Source organism: Virgibacillus sp. CM-4 (genome assembly GCF_000445495.1).
Classification (GTDB): domain Bacteria; phylum Bacillota; class Bacilli; order Bacillales; family Amphibacillaceae; genus Virgibacillus; species Virgibacillus salexigens.
Genome location: NZ_AUQA01000002.1, coordinates 25,083 through 39,655, shown reverse-complemented (window position 1 = coordinate 39,655; position 14,573 = coordinate 25,083). Strand labels below are relative to the sequence as shown.

11 protein-coding genes and 1 riboswitch are annotated in these 14,573 nt (G+C 38.3%); of the genes, 6 read left to right on the top strand and 5 right to left on the bottom strand.

Annotated elements, in window-relative coordinates; translation table 11 throughout:
• Window positions 1-63: 63 nt before the first annotated feature.
• Window positions 64-474 (top strand): YugN-like family protein, encoded by a 411-nt coding sequence (locus tag M948_RS24055; RefSeq protein ID WP_021288898.1) that lies wholly within the window; start codon window positions 64-66, stop codon window positions 472-474.
• Here M948_RS24055 and M948_RS24050 read toward each other — a convergent pair.
• Both M948_RS24050 and M948_RS24045 read right to left on the bottom strand, forming a co-directional pair.
• On the bottom strand, window positions 454-1,458 hold the full coding sequence (locus M948_RS24050; RefSeq protein ID WP_021288897.1) for a potassium channel family protein: 1,005 nt from the start codon (window positions 1,456-1,458) through the stop codon (window positions 454-456). The two genes, M948_RS24055 and M948_RS24050, sit on opposite strands and share 21 nt — an antisense overlap.
• A gap of 221 nt (window positions 1,459-1,679) precedes the next feature.
• The gene (locus tag M948_RS24045; protein ID WP_021288896.1) at window positions 1,680-2,240 is read right to left on the bottom strand and encodes a thioredoxin family protein; all 561 of its coding nucleotides are present in this window, start codon (window positions 2,238-2,240) and stop codon (window positions 1,680-1,682) included.
• A gap of 133 nt (window positions 2,241-2,373) precedes the next feature.
• Here M948_RS24045 and M948_RS24040 point away from each other — a divergent pair, with 133 nt between their 5' ends.
• The 3 genes from M948_RS24040 to M948_RS24025 all read left to right on the top strand — a co-directional run bounded on the left by M948_RS24040 (window position 2,374) and on the right by M948_RS24025 (window position 9,342).
• Window positions 2,374-3,432, top strand: coding sequence for a M20/M25/M40 family metallo-hydrolase (locus tag M948_RS24040; protein ID WP_021288895.1), 1,059 nt, complete (start codon window positions 2,374-2,376; stop codon window positions 3,430-3,432).
• Window positions 3,433-4,041: 609 nt separating this feature from the next.
• Window positions 4,042-8,307: a S8 family serine peptidase gene (locus tag M948_RS24035; RefSeq protein WP_081674653.1), complete on the top strand. Its 4,266-nt coding sequence runs from the start codon at window positions 4,042-4,044 to the stop codon at window positions 8,305-8,307.
• 133 nt (window positions 8,308-8,440) lie between these two features.
• Window positions 8,441-8,584, top strand: a riboswitch (FMN riboswitch).
• Between the two features lie 164 nt (window positions 8,585-8,748).
• Entirely contained in the window at window positions 8,749-9,342 is a 594-nt protein-coding gene (locus tag M948_RS24025) for an ECF transporter S component (RefSeq protein WP_021288892.1), read from the top strand.
• 220 nt (window positions 9,343-9,562) lie between these two features.
• Here M948_RS24025 and M948_RS24020 read toward each other — a convergent pair whose 3' ends face one another.
• The 3 genes from M948_RS24020 to M948_RS24010 are packed head-to-tail and all read right to left on the bottom strand — an operon-like array spanning window position 9,563 to window position 11,285.
• The gene (locus M948_RS24020) at window positions 9,563-9,916 is read right to left on the bottom strand and encodes a hypothetical protein (protein ID WP_021288891.1); all 354 of its coding nucleotides are present in this window, start codon (window positions 9,914-9,916) and stop codon (window positions 9,563-9,565) included.
• Window positions 9,900-10,334 carry a hotdog fold thioesterase gene (locus M948_RS24015; RefSeq protein ID WP_021288890.1) on the bottom strand — a complete coding sequence of 145 codons (435 nt, stop codon included), beginning with the start codon at window positions 10,332-10,334 and terminating at the stop codon, window positions 9,900-9,902. Before M948_RS24015 ends, M948_RS24020 begins: the two co-directional genes overlap by 17 nt.
• Window positions 10,335-10,349: 15 nt before the next feature.
• Window positions 10,350-11,285, bottom strand: coding sequence for a 1,4-dihydroxy-2-naphthoate polyprenyltransferase (locus tag M948_RS24010; RefSeq protein WP_021288889.1), 936 nt, complete (start codon window positions 11,283-11,285; stop codon window positions 10,350-10,352).
• A gap of 156 nt (window positions 11,286-11,441) precedes the next feature.
• On the opposite strand from M948_RS24010, the gene M948_RS24005 reads away from it, so the two are divergent.
• Together M948_RS24005 and menD are read left to right on the top strand one after the other, a co-directional pair.
• A complete protein-coding gene (locus M948_RS24005) occupies window positions 11,442-12,836 on the top strand; it encodes an isochorismate synthase (RefSeq protein WP_021288888.1) in 1,395 nt (464 codons plus the stop codon).
• Complete coding sequence (gene menD / locus M948_RS24000) at window positions 12,833-14,572, top strand: 2-succinyl-5-enolpyruvyl-6-hydroxy-3-cyclohexene-1-carboxylic-acid synthase (protein WP_021288887.1); 1,740 nt, start codon at window positions 12,833-12,835, stop codon at window positions 14,570-14,572. Before M948_RS24005 ends, menD begins: the two co-directional genes overlap by 4 nt.
• Window position 14,573 lies beyond the last annotated feature (1 nt).

Sequence of the window (14,573 nt, the reverse complement as noted above, 5' to 3'; positions counted from 1 at the left end):
TGTAGCAAAACATATTAGTAAATCATTTGATTACTACTATCGAAAGAGAAGGAGAAGAAAAAAATGGTACCTCTTGAATCCAGATTAGAAAATAAGATTTATTCCTTGTATGTCTTAGAAGAGATTTTGAAACCAGAAGGATTTGTTATCGGATCGAATTGGGATTATGACAAAGGCTATTTTGATTTAAAAATGGATGATCAAGGAACTTATTACTTTCTACGTATTCCTTTTTATGCAGTACAAGGATCTTTAGATTTCCCTGGTGTTACGGTTCGGTTGGAAAAGCCATTTTTATTAGGGCATCAATATCAATCAGGATATGATAGTAAGGGATCTGCTGGGCTAGTACAAGATACGTTCAATCAATTTCAAGCTCCAACAGACCCAGATACGGAGATTCCAGAGGAATATATTGATTCAGGCAAAGCGTTAATGAAAAAAGTAGAGGATTTAGTAATTCCAAGGGATTAACCCAATCAAAATATCATCTTTTTTAACTACAAATTCAAACGTTGGATTCATCATGTATTGATTATTTCTTATAACGCCAATTAATATTTGCTGATTTTTACGTTGAATATTGGCAATGTCACCAAATGACATGTTCTCAAATTCTTCGGGCAATGAGGCATGGTGAAATTGTTGTGATGTAAGCATGAAAAAAATGTCTTCAAATGGTCTGGCTTTTGTATCACGGGATAATTCATGATAAAATAGTGCGCTTGTAAAGTCGTTCGAACGTAATATGGTTGTTGCTCCAGCACGATGAGCATTCTCAATCTGACTTGCAGCTAGAATTTCAATAATAATTGGAATCGATGCGTTGTTCCCTCGAATGGCTACTGCAGTGAGAATCGAGAAATTATCTGCTTCTCGTTCTCTTTTTGTAATATCCGCTGTTATTAATACGCGATCAGCTAACTTAATATTGGCTTTTTCAAGAATGGCATCTTCCGTAGGATCTCCTTGAATAAAGTGGACAGGATAATCGGAAAAGGCAACATGTTCAAGGGTTGTATCAATAAGAACCATGCGAATATGGGAACTCGATTGAGCAATGAATTCAATTAATTGTCTGGTCCGCTCATTCCATCCAATGAGGATGAGGTGGTTGCTCCCTTTAAATGCTAACTTTCCATGTTCTAGATCTTGTTCATGTTGCACTGTAGCAGCAGATATGGTGGAAATATAAAAAGCAATCAATCCACCGCCAGTTAATATTAAAGAAATTGCAACGATCCTCCCGGTGATTGTTAAGGGAACATAATCGCCATACCCCACTGTAGCACCCGTTACAAATGCCCACCAAATACCATCAAAAATACTAGGAAATTGGTTCGGTTCTACCAAGTGGATTAATGTTCCAAAAAAACACATCAGTATAAATATAACTAATAGTAGTCTTACAAATATAGGAAGTTTGAAATATATTTGTTTAAAAAGTCGGACACTCACGCTATTCACCTGTTTCTACTTACTTATATACAAATTTCAACTTAAGATATCGAGTAATGATTTACAGAAGGCTAGGCCTGGCTTCCTATTTACAATTATGAGGAAGCACGGTGCAGATATTGTTTATCAAGTTAAGATGTTTCTTACCTAGTATAGACATGGACGTTCAATTATAACCTATAAAAAAAAGGCGGAATGCATACATTCGGCCTTTACTCCACTTATTTTGTTGCTGCTTGGATCGTTTCTTTTAAACTAAGATAAACGTCATTCCAGAACGGGGTATGGTCGCGATAAGACTTCGTCATAAAGAAAATCATCTCCTTCCATTTATCTTTATAGTCTTTTGCATCTTTAGGAGGAAGTTTAGCTTGAGATTGATCAACAAATGATTGAAGGGTACTTGATCTTGGCCCCCATTTGGCGATTTCTTCACCTTGTTCATCAATGAAAATAAAAATTGGAATAGAACGTGATTTGCCGTTTGTTAAATAGTTATCCATTAATTCCAAATTATTGTCACGAAGCAGCATACGGACCTCCATGTCTGTTGTATCTGCTATACGTAATAATATCGGTATGTTTAACATGGCATCTCCACACCAATCTTCAGTAAGTATGATGATACGTAGCTTCTTTTTCACAACGCTAGAAAAAAATGTTTGATCATTAGGTAATTCGAAATGATCGTAGATGTATAGCAAGTTTTCTTTATGCTTTTCCATAGATTCAATGTATGTATCTGGGTTTATTCCTTTTTCAAACCATTGATTTAAGTTCATCGTATACTCTCCTTCTATTTCATTTACTTTAAAGTGTACCCATCCTACATTCATGCGTAAACAAAAATGATCTCTAGAGAAATTTTTGCTATCATATAAATGGTAAGTGTGCCACTAAAGGAGGAAGTAAAACATGAGTTTAGCAAATCAAGATTTTTTGTTGGAATTATTAAAAACTCCATCGCCATCCAGTAATGAAATGGAAATACAGAAGAAGTGGATTCAATATGTAAAAGTCTTTGCAGATGAAATACGTACGGATCATGCTGGAAATGCAATTGGAGTGTTAAATCCTCAAGCACCGTTTAAAGTGTTGTTAGCAGGTCATTGTGATGAAATAGCATTAGTAATTAATCGAATGGATGAAAATGGTTTTTTGCATTTTGATAAAATGGGGGGCATTAATCCAAAAGCAGCTGTAGGTATGAAAGTAACCGTATTGGGATTTCAGAGTACCGTTACCGGAGTAATTGGTGTGAATGCGCAGCATCATGGCGGATTGAAGAATGATTTTGAGTTAGAGGACTTGTTCATTGACTGTGGGTTTCGTTCCAAAGCGGAAGCAGAAGAGAAAATCCAAATAGGTGATTTAGCTGTTTATCAAACTGTACCAGAGATATTGGCTGATCGTTATATTGCTGGGCGTGGTCTCGATAATCGTACAGGTGCTTTTATTGTTGCGGAAGTCTTAAAACGCTTAAAAGAAAAAGGCTGTCAAGTTGGCGTATATGCTGCAAGCACCGTGAATGAAGAGACTAATATGGGGGGAGCATACTTTGCTGCAGCAGGTTTAGCACCAGATATGGCTATCGCTTGTGATGTAACATTTGCTACCGATTATCCTGGCGTTAATACAAATAAATATGGAGATGTGCGCCTAGAGAATGGGCCAGTATTGGCAAAAGGAGCACCAATTAATCGAAAAATAAACCAACTATTAGAAAGGGCAGCTAATGCGTTAAACATGCCTTTACAGTATGAACTTACACCAAGAATGACTGGTACAGATGCAGATAAGATGCGGTTAACTGGCAAAGGTGTGCCAGTTTCATTGGTATCCTTACCATTACGTTATATGCACTCTCCTGTGGAAACGTCCAGTTTACAAGATATCGAACAGGAAATTGATCTATTGGTAGAGGTGATTGCTTCCTTATCCGGAACAGAAAGCTTAAACCCGTTAGATGATTGAGTTTTTAACAAAAAGATAACAACATTTCAATTTATGAGTCAAATTTATTATAAAAATTACAAATCATAATTAATTTGTATTGTGTATTGTTACAAAATAAAGTGATTTAGTCTTAGTTTTTCTATTTAGACGAAAATGAATAAGTAATCATTTGTAATAGGCTAGGCCATTTTATTTATTTTTATCTTGAAATCAATGTAAATAACCTAGGTAGTTTGATTAATAAAGTAGCGCTATTTCTTTAGTAATAAGGAGTAGGGCTATTTTATTATAAATAGGAATTTGAGCCACCCGTAAATATACCTATGTAAAAATCAGAGAAAAACTACTACTATTCTATCAATTTAGAAAATTCGGCATTCTTTCGACTTGATTCGACACTATTCTGACTTCTCCATCGACTATACTTGCTGTAACAACCTAGATATTTCAGATAGGCACCGCTGTCAGCTAAGAACCAAAATTGGTAAGGGAGGGAGACAGAAGGTGTTTTTTTATTATAGGTTCTTATCTGCATCAGATTGTGTCAAAAAAGAAGGGGAGGAATAGCTGTTGAAAGCTAAGAGAAGACGTCAATCTAAAGCACTAAGTGTCGCAGCAACAGTTTTAATGACATTTTCTTTAATTACACCAGGTCTAGCTAATGCAGAATCAAGTGGGAAGTTACATCAAGCCGCTAAGGATTCTAATAAAACAGTAGAGGAAAAAGTCAGTGATCGATTAGTAAAAGAATTTAAAGACGACGAAAAGGTAACCTTCCTGGTGAAATTCAGTGAAAAAGCAGATGTTACGAAGGTCGCTGAGAATGCAAAGTCTGATGCAGCAAAGGCAAGTTTGTCAGCACAAAAAGCTGAACATGTACAACGCTCTGCAGTAATATCCGAATTAAAAACGACTGCACTAGAGTCTCAAGAAAACGTAAAAGCTTTCCTAGAAGAACAAGAATCTAAAGGTAATGTGGAGAAATTTAAATCTTACCATATCGTAAATGGTATGGCAGTTACTGCTACAAAAAAAGTAGCAGAAAAAATAGCTTCGTTTGCAGAGGTTGAAAAAATCTTACCAAACGAAGAGCGTGAACTATATGATGTAACAATAGATAAAGAGGCAGGTGAAGTTGCATCTGAGCTTGCCAATATTGAATGGAATGTAGAACGTGTAGGTGCCCCATCCGTATGGGAGATGGGCTTTGATGGAACAGGTACTGTTGTTGCTAGTATTGACAGTGGAGCACAATGGGATCATCCTGCACTCCAAGAAAAATATCGAGGATATAATGCTGAAACGGGTGAAGTGGATCATACCTATAGCTTTTTCGATGCAACAGCAGACGAAGAAGAGGCTTATGATGATCATGGCCACGGAACGCATGTTACTGGAACAATGGTTGGAAGCGAGCCAGATGGTTCAAACCAAATTGGAGTTGCTCCTGGTGCAAAATGGATTTCGGCTAAAGGGTTAAATGCTGCAGGATCTGGCTATGACACGTGGTTGTTAGCAGCTGCGGAATGGATGCTTGCTCCTGGTGGTGACGCTTCCATGGCTCCTGATGTAGTTAATAATTCATGGGGCGGTGGTCCTGGCTTGGATGAGTGGTATCGTGACGTGGTTACTGCTTGGAGAGCAGCGGAAATATTCCCGGAATTTTCTGCTGGTAATACAACATTAACGAATCCTGGTGGTCCTGGGTCAGTTGCTGTACCAGCTAACTATCCGGAATCGTTTGCAACTGGTGCCACAGATTCAGAAGATTTACTAGCAAGTTTTTCATTACAAGGACCTTCTCCTTACGATGAAATTAAACCTGAAATTTCTGCACCCGGTGTAAATATACGTTCAAGTGTACCAGGTGGTGGTTATGAAGGTGGATGGAATGGAACCTCGATGGCTGGACCAGCGGTTTCTGCAGTTGTAGCTTTAATGAAGCAAGCAGATGCTAGTCTCACTGTCGATGAACTTGAAGAAATTTTAATGACAACAGCAAATCCATTGACGGATGATGAATTTCCTGAGTCACCAAATAATGGGTACGGAGCTGGTCTAGTAAATGCCTATGATGCTGTTTCCTCACTTGTTACTGGCTTAGGAACAATAGAAGGACAGGTTACCAAAGCTGGTGAAGATGCAGAAGCACCTACCTTTGAGCATGAAGGAATTACAGAATCCTATATTGGTATGGATCTAGATTTAACGATCGAAGTAACAGATAACATTAGTGTTAATAATGTAACATTAGAATATACAAATCAAGATGGAGAAACGCAATCCGTTGAGGCAGAACGAATTTCTGGTGATTACAAACAAGGTGAATATCAAGCGACAATCCCAGGAGAACAGCTTACTGGTGAATCTTTATCCTACAACTGGGTTATCAATGATTTTGGAGACAATGAAGTAACTAGCGATAGTTATGAGGTTGCTTTATTACCAGGGGTCTCTGTTGGTTTCTCTGATGATTTTGAATCCCCATCAGCTGGGTGGTCCGTTATTGGAGAAGGAAATAGTTGGGGGCGTGGTGTACCAACTTCAGGTCCTGAGAGTGCTGCTTCCGGTGAAAATGTATATGCAACTAATTTGGCAGGTGAATATGATAATAATGCTAATACAACATTGGTCATGCCACCTATTGATTTACCTGAGGGAGAAGCCTATTTACAATTTAATCAGTGGTATAATATTGAAAATAATTGGGATTACGGTCATGTATTTATCTCAACAGATCAGGAAGAATGGACACAGCTATTACGGGTAACGGATACAACTGATGGCTGGGAAAATGCAGAAGTTGATTTATCAGAATATAGTGGTCAACGTGTTTATATTGGTTTCAATCTTGATAGCGATGGAAGTGTGTCGAGAGAAGGCTGGTATATTGATGATGTAACTTTAGCTGAAACATCAAATAGTGAAAGTGCTTCTGTATCAAAAGATAAAGGGTATGTAGGAGTTGTTGGTTTTGATAATGCGCTAAGTATTGTTAAAAATGATAAAAAAGCTTCTTTAAAAGAAGAAGTGAATCCTGCAAAAATCCAGCCTGTAAATCCAAAGAAAGAATTGGATCCAGAAAAGGATACAATTAGCCCTGCGTTATTACCAATGAGTGCTCAAGTTAGTGTGTTGGAAAGTGGACGTTCAGTCGCTACCGATCCAGCTACAGGGGGCTATACGCTTCTGCATGCTGCCGGTGACTTCACAGTAAAAGCTGAAGCTTATGGCTTTGAATCTCAAGAGCAGGCAGTTACAGTGGAAGCAGATGGAACAACGGAAGCTGATTTTACCCTGGAAGAAATGGATCAATTCACCGTTAGCGGAACAGTCACAGATCAACAAACGGGAGAGCCTGTATCAGGAGCTACCTTATTATTGGAAGAAGATGCAAATGTGGAACCAGTAACTACAGATGAAGAAGGTAACTATTCTTTAACCGCATATAAAGGAAGTTATACCTTAAAAGTAGTTGCAAGTGGATACCACGGAACAGAAGTCGAAGTATCTCTAGAAGATGGAGATGTCACGGAAAATGTGGAATTGGAACCATTCTATACTGTTCCTGGTGGAGAAATTGCTTATGATGACGGCACAGCAGAAAATGCACGTGCTTTCTACGATGCATTTAATGGATGGGGAGTAAAAATGACACTTCCTGAAGGTGAAGAATCTGGCGTCGTTGATGCAGCTGTATTTAAGTTCTGGGATGAAGAGTTCCCGAATCCAGGAGGTACGGAATTCCAAGTTGAAATTTGGGATGCTACTGGTACAGATGGAGCTCCAGGTGAAAAACTAGCTGGACCGTTCGATGCAGAGGCAATCCGTGATTCGAACGAATGGACAGTTATCGATCTATCGGAACATGGTATTGTTGTAGATAAAGAATTCTATGTTGTTTATGTTCAGACAGCAACGAATACAGAAGCTCCTGGACTAGCAACAGATGAAAGCAGTCAAAATGCAGAGCGTAGCTATCAATTAGTTGGTGGTACATGGTCGAAGTCTCCTTCTGCTGAAGGAAATTATATGATTCGTGCTCGTGTTAATTACGAAGTAGAAGAACCAGTAATTACAGCTCCTGCTAATGATACCATCACGAATGAGACAGAGGTTACAGTAGAAGGTACAGCCTCACCGACAACAACAATTCAATTGTTAAATAATGGTGAAGAAGTAGGTACAGCAGAGATCGGTGAGGATGGTGCATTTGCAATTCCAACAACATTATCTGAAGGAGCAAATGAGTTAACAGCCGTATCTCTTCTGGATGGTACACCTACTGGAGAATCGGAACCTGTAAATGTAACGTTAGATACGGAATCACCTGAATTAACGATTGACAATCCTGAAGATGGTGAAAAATCAAATCGTGAGACGGTTACAGTAGAAGGCACAGTTTCCGATACAAATCTTGATGTTGTTGAAGTTAATGGTCAAGAAGCTGATGTGGAAGAAGGAAGCTATTCTAAGCGAATCCTGTTAGACGAGGGTGAGAACCAAATTGAAGTTGTAGCTCATGACCTAGCAGGTAATACTGCAACGGAATCCGTCACACTTGATGTTGACTTCACAGCTCCAGAAATCGAAAATTTAACTCCTGAAGAAGATGTTAATCTTGAAGCTGGACAAACCGTTAAGTTTGAGTTTGATAGTGAGCCAGGATTAAAAGCAAGCTACTTTATTCATATGCCATTAACAAATACGGTCACCAATGCAACCGAACTTCCAATGATGGAAACTTCAGAAGGACATTATGTTGGGTATTGGACAGCGACTAGTAATGTTGTCGCAGAAGGGGCTGTTATTGAAGTGAAAGTCGAAGATGATTATGGCAATGAAACACGTGAACAAGCAGAGGGAAAATTATATATTAATGTAGCGGAATAAGTAGTAATTAGCATTTAAAACATCCTGTATCAGTTCGCTGTGATACAGGATGTTTTTTGTATGTATAAGCAAAGCTTCTTTGTTGCCAAATTTGTAAAGTTAGGGTAAAATGAATTTACAATATAATAATCGATTCCATCTTCGGGGCAGGGTGAAATTCCCGACCGACGGTAAGAAGCTATTTTAGCTTCAAGTCCGTGACCCACAATCAATGATTGTGGTTGATCTGGTGTGAGTCCAGAGCCGACAGTTACAGTCTGGATGGGAGAAGATGTCGAGCCTGATAATGTGCGTGAAGACGCACTGCTTTTTCCTATGAATATGCATGATAACCCTAAAGCCCCGGTTAGGAGCTTTAGGGTTTTTTGGATGGGAAAGTTATCGGCTTTGGTCCTTCATCACGAGATAGGGATCGATAGGAGATGAAGGAGGAGTATGGTAATGCATATTGCCAATAAGCAATCATCAAAACTAATTAAATTAATTATTCTATCGTTACTTGGAACAGTATCCATTTTATTGTTTTTTCTGAATTTCCCATTGCCGTTTTTACCAGCTTATTTAAAAATTGATTTTAGTGATGTACCGGCGATGATGGCTTCACTAATATTCTCCCCAATTGCTGGGGTTATTGTAGTGGCTATTAAAAACTTGTTGTATATAGCTGTTACCGGTGCTGCAGATCCAATCGGTGCGGTGGCGAATTTTCTTGCTGGAATAATGCTGGTTTTACCTGTTTCCATCTTATATCATCGGTTTAAAGGTGTTAAAAGTGTTATTTCAGGATTGGCTGCTGGTACAATTATAATGGCCTTAGGTATGAGTTTACTAAACTATGTTATTATATTGCCGGCTTATGGTTGGCTAATGGGTTGGGAAGGAATGTCTAGCAGTACAGTGAAGTGGGCTGCTATTTATGCTGGTATCCTGCCATTCAATATTATTAAAGGAATCGTAATTGGAATGTTATTTGTTCCATTATTTATAAAAATGCGTCACTGGATTGAACAAAAGCAGATAAGATTAGCTCCCTAAAACGATTATTAACAGAGGGAGGTTAGCTTGTAGCGAACAAGGGGTTCGCTACAAGCTTTTTTTCATATCCTTTCTCTTTTTTGCGATATATTCCTAGAATGAAAGCTTGCACTAATATCTCTGGTTATCCATTTCTGTGATGCTAATCTCATTTCACGTTGCTTCTTTGAAAAATAAAAAAGACCATCGAGAAAAGTCTCGATGGCCTTTAGCTGTTTTCTTATTTTTCTTCTACTAAATAACGAGCAGTTGGTTGAGCTTCTAAACGTTCGATAGGAATTGGCTTACCTGAGATTTCACTTACTCCGTAATTTCCCTTTTCTATCTTTGCTAATGCTTCTTTGATATCCTGTAATTGATCTTCTTTTATCTGTTGTACCCCTGCATCTCTTTCCTGCTCAAATTGTTCAGTACCCATATCTGCTGGGTGGTTATCATAATCAGCCAATTCTTCCACAGCTTCATTTGGGCTTGTTGGATCGTTTGCAGCTAAATCGTTTTCGATCTCCTTTTTCATATAAAGTAACCGGCTTTTAAGTTCAGCTATTTTTTCTTGACTAAGATGTTTGCTCATTAGAGCTCTCCTTTCTGAAGGATTCGGTTGTTTCCTTTCTTTTTGAAACGATACCAATTGTACATCTAGACACACTTATGAGATTAGCTTGTTCATCCGTGATTCTTATATCCCACACCATGGATGTCTTCCCAGTATGAAGGGGCGTAGCTGTAGCAGTTACCATGCCGCTGCGTTTACTTCGTATATGATTCGCATTAATTTCCATTCCGAATACACTTTTTGTTTGGGGGTCAGCATGTAATGAGGCTCCAATGCTAGCAGCTGTTTCAGCTAGAGCTACAGATGCTCCCCCATGCAAATAGCCATAAGGCTGGTGTGTTCGCTTATCTACTGGCATTGACAAAATTACTTTGTCCTTTGTTAAAGAGATTTGTTGAATACCAAGCACTTCCATTAACGTATCGTTGAATGTCATTGAGAAACCCCCTCTTTATATGAACATGCTAATAAATAATGATACCCCAAGTAATAAACCATAAATCGAATTTGTCTTACCGGTTGCAGCCATTGCAGGCATCATTTCAATCGGCTGTGTTTTGCCTTTAAATTTATTAATGACGTCAACAGCTTTAACTGCTCCTATAAATGTAATGATCGACCATATCGGTAGAATATCTGCTATAATGAGAATTGCTGTAATCATAAAGGCTATAATGAACATGGAAGCAAGAAAACGAACAGCATTTCTACGTCCAAGCAGGATAGCTAATGTCTTTCTTCCGTTTTCTTTATCATTATCTAAATCGCGAATGTTATTTGATAGCATGATGGCTCCAATAAAAAGCGCTATTGGTATCGATGCAAAGATAACTTCAGGCGTAATGACTTCAGCTTGAATAAAATAACTAATTCCAATAATGACGGTTCCCATTAAAAATCCAGAAAATAATTCACCTAGCGGAGTGTAAGCAATTGGTAACGGTCCTCCCGTATACAAATAACCGAAAACCATACAACCTAAACCAATAACTGCAATCCACCAGCTGGATTCTAAGCAAATATAAATACCAAGTAAAATAGCTATTCCATAAAATCCAAGAGCTAACTGTAAAACCGTTTTTGGTTTTATTCCGTCTCGTACAATGGTACCACCAATACCAACGGAGTCTTCTGAGTCTAAACCTTTAACAAAATCGTAGTATTCATTAAACATATTGGTGGCAGCCTGAATAAGCACAGCTGCTATGAGCATAGCTATAAAAAGCGGTAAATTCACATACCCCTCTCGAAAAGCAAGCATCGACCCAACAAATACTGGTATAAAGGATGCAGTTAGTGTATGAGGTCGTAATAATCGCCACCAGACCTGAAATCCATCTCTTTCATTCAGTGCTTCTTTTATATTAACTTTATCAGATGATTGCATCGCATGTTCCTCCTGTTAATACCTATATCATATTAATTTTATGGAATTTGTAATAAGGTGTCAACGTTCGGGTTTGATTTCCTTGAGAATCCGCAAAAAAGAGAATAAAATAAAGATGGAAGTTTGTCATTGTTAGTTTAACGGAGGTTAATGCAAATGATTGAAGTACAAGAACAACAAGTTGAGGATATTTTACAAGATGCAATTCAACGAATAACAACATCAGGTAAAGATTTTCAACTTGTAAGCATTACAAAAAAAATTCAAACAACTAATCCGGTTCACTTCTTTGAAGCGGCTTTACGTTTAAATAAAGAGCGGGTATTTTGGACGAGCGCAAAAGAATCGTTCACCATGACTGGAGTAGGAAATGCGTTTGAGATGGATGCGAACGAAAACCGATTTTCGTTTATTGAATCAGCTTGGGAGCAATTGCGTGGACAAGCAGTGATCTATAATCCATATGAAGTTCCAGGAACAGGTCTCGTTTCCTTGGGGGGGATGGATTTTGACCCTGAAAAGAAACGAACAGAATTGTGGGGAGATTTTCCGTCTATTTATTTTACTGTTCCGGAGTATTTACTTACCAAATTTGAGAATGAATGTTATTTAACAGTTAATATAAAAATAACGAAAGAAGATCATGTTATTCAATTATCTAATCAAATTAGAAACGATGAACGTATCTTGTTATCACTTAAGGAATTAGAGAAACAACCATTGGAGATTGTTCAACAACATGATATTGCTCCTGATCAATGGAAACAAATTGTACAGAAAGCTACCGAAGAAATTAGCCATGATCAAGTGGATAAGGTTGTTTTGGCGAGGGAAGTACGATTAAAATTAAATCGCGATGTAAATAGAGCAGCAGTAATTGAAAAATTAATAGCTACACAATCCAATAGCTATGTCTTTGCTTTTGAACAAAAAAACAGCTGTTTTATTGGAGCAAGTCCTGAAAGGTTAGTAAAAATAAAGAATAAAGAGCTGTTGTCAACCTGTTTAGCAGGGACGGCACCGAGAGGAAAGACAAACGAACAGGATAAAAAGATAGCCAACGCTTTAATGCAAGATATGAAGAACAGAGAAGAGCATGATTTTGTTGTACAGATGATTAAACAAGGTGTGGCAAAATATTGCGAGCAAGTCTATGTGCCAGAAGTACCGATTATTTATCCTTTGAAAAACTTACAACATTTATATACACCGGTTACAGGTGTATTAAAACAAGGCCATAGTATATTTGATATTGTATCGCAATTACATCCAACACCTGCGCTTGGCGGACTTCCAAGAACTGCTTCCATGCTTTTTATTCGTGAAAATGAATTGCTTGATAGAGGCTGGTATGGTGCTCCTGTTGGTTGGTTTGATTACAACGAAAATGGTGAATTTGCTGTGGCTATCCGGTCTGGACTTATACAAAAGGATGAAGCTTCATTGTTTGCAGGGTGTGGGGTAGTGAAGGATTCTCAGCCAGAGGAAGAATTCGAAGAGACCAGAATAAAATTTGCACCAATGCTTTCTGTTTTAGGAGGAGAATCATGAATCACACTGAAGTATTAACACGCTATACAGCAAACTTTGTTGATGAATTAGCGATGAACGGATTAACGGATGCTGTCATTTCACCTGGGTCAAGATCTACGCCACTAGCATTAACAATTGCTGAGCATGAGAGCATTAAAGAATGGGTTATCATTGATGAACGCTCTGCTGCATTTTTTGCACTAGGAATGGCTAAAAAAACAAAAAGGCCGGTTGCATTGATATGTACTTCTGGAACAGCAGCTGCTAATTATTACCCAGCAATCGTAGAGGCTTATTATAGCAGAGTACCTTTAATTGTATTGACAGCGGATAGACCGCATGAATTACGAGATGTTGGGGCACCACAAGCAATTGAGCAGATAAAACTATATGGGGATTATGTGAAGTGGTTTCAAGAAATGGCCCTTCCGGAGGCAGCGCCAGATATGCTAAAGTATGCTCGTAGTAAAGCTGCAAGGGCTTTTTTTATGGCGAAAGAAGGGAACCCAGGTGCTGTACATTTGAACTTCCCATTTAGAGAACCACTAGTTGTGGATTTTGAATTGGACCATTTATGGGGGAAGGTAAGTCAAACTTCTTATCTTCCAACTTTTGAAGGTGAAAAGCATCTTACAAGTAATCAATTAACCGAATTATCTCAGCTTCTTCAAAATAAAGCAAAAGGTCTTATAGTTTGTGGTCCACAAACAGATCGGTATTTAGCAAAGGCAGTGACAAAGCTAGCTAGTAAATGGGAACTTCCTATCATTGCCGACCCCCTTTCACAGTTACGTTCTGGGGAGCATAAAAAGCAGCATATCATTGATGGTTATGATGCATTTTTACGTAATGAAACGATTCGTGAAGAGTTAAAACCGGATTTTATTATTCGTATTGGAGCCATGCCTGTTTCAAAAGCTTATTTATTTTTTGTGAAACAACATATGGATGCTTTACAAATAGTTATAGAAAACGAACGAGGGTTTAGAGAACCAACCGGCAATAAAACGGAATTTATCTTTGCGAATGCACGTGCTGTTTGTGAAGCACTTACAGAGGTGGATAATCATACCCAGTATAGGAAGGAATGGCTTCGCAAATGGCAGCAGATGAATGCTATTTCAAAAAAACATTTTTCACGTCATACAGAAAATCCCATCACAGAAGGAGAAGCCATGCGTGGGCTAATTCATGCAATTCCAAATCATAGTAGCATTTTCGTTGGTAACAGTATGGCAGTACGTGATTTGGATACTTTCTTTTTAACAACTGAAAAACATATTGAAGTTCTAGCTAATCGAGGGGCTAATGGGATAGATGGCATGATTTCAAGTGGTATGGGAGCTGCAGTCCACGGAAGTCGATTAACCTTAGTTCTCGGAGATCTATCTTTTTTTCATGATATGAATGGTTTACATGCAGCAATGCATTATGGTATATCTGCTACTGTACTGCTAATGAATAATAATGGCGGAGGAATTTTCTCGTTTCTTCCTCAAGCGAATGATAAAAGACACTTCGAAGCTTTATTTGGAACACCGTTAAATATCGATTTTCAGCATGTAATAGCGATGTATGGCGGACACTACGATCGACCTCAATCTGAAGAGGAAGTAAAAATGGCCGTACAAGCAAGTTATCAGCGCAATGGTTTGTCAGTGATTGAAGTCAAAACAGACAGAGAGGCTAATGCAATCTGGCATCGTGATAAATGGAAGGCGATTGAAGAAGAAATCGTAAGTGGGGAGGAATAAT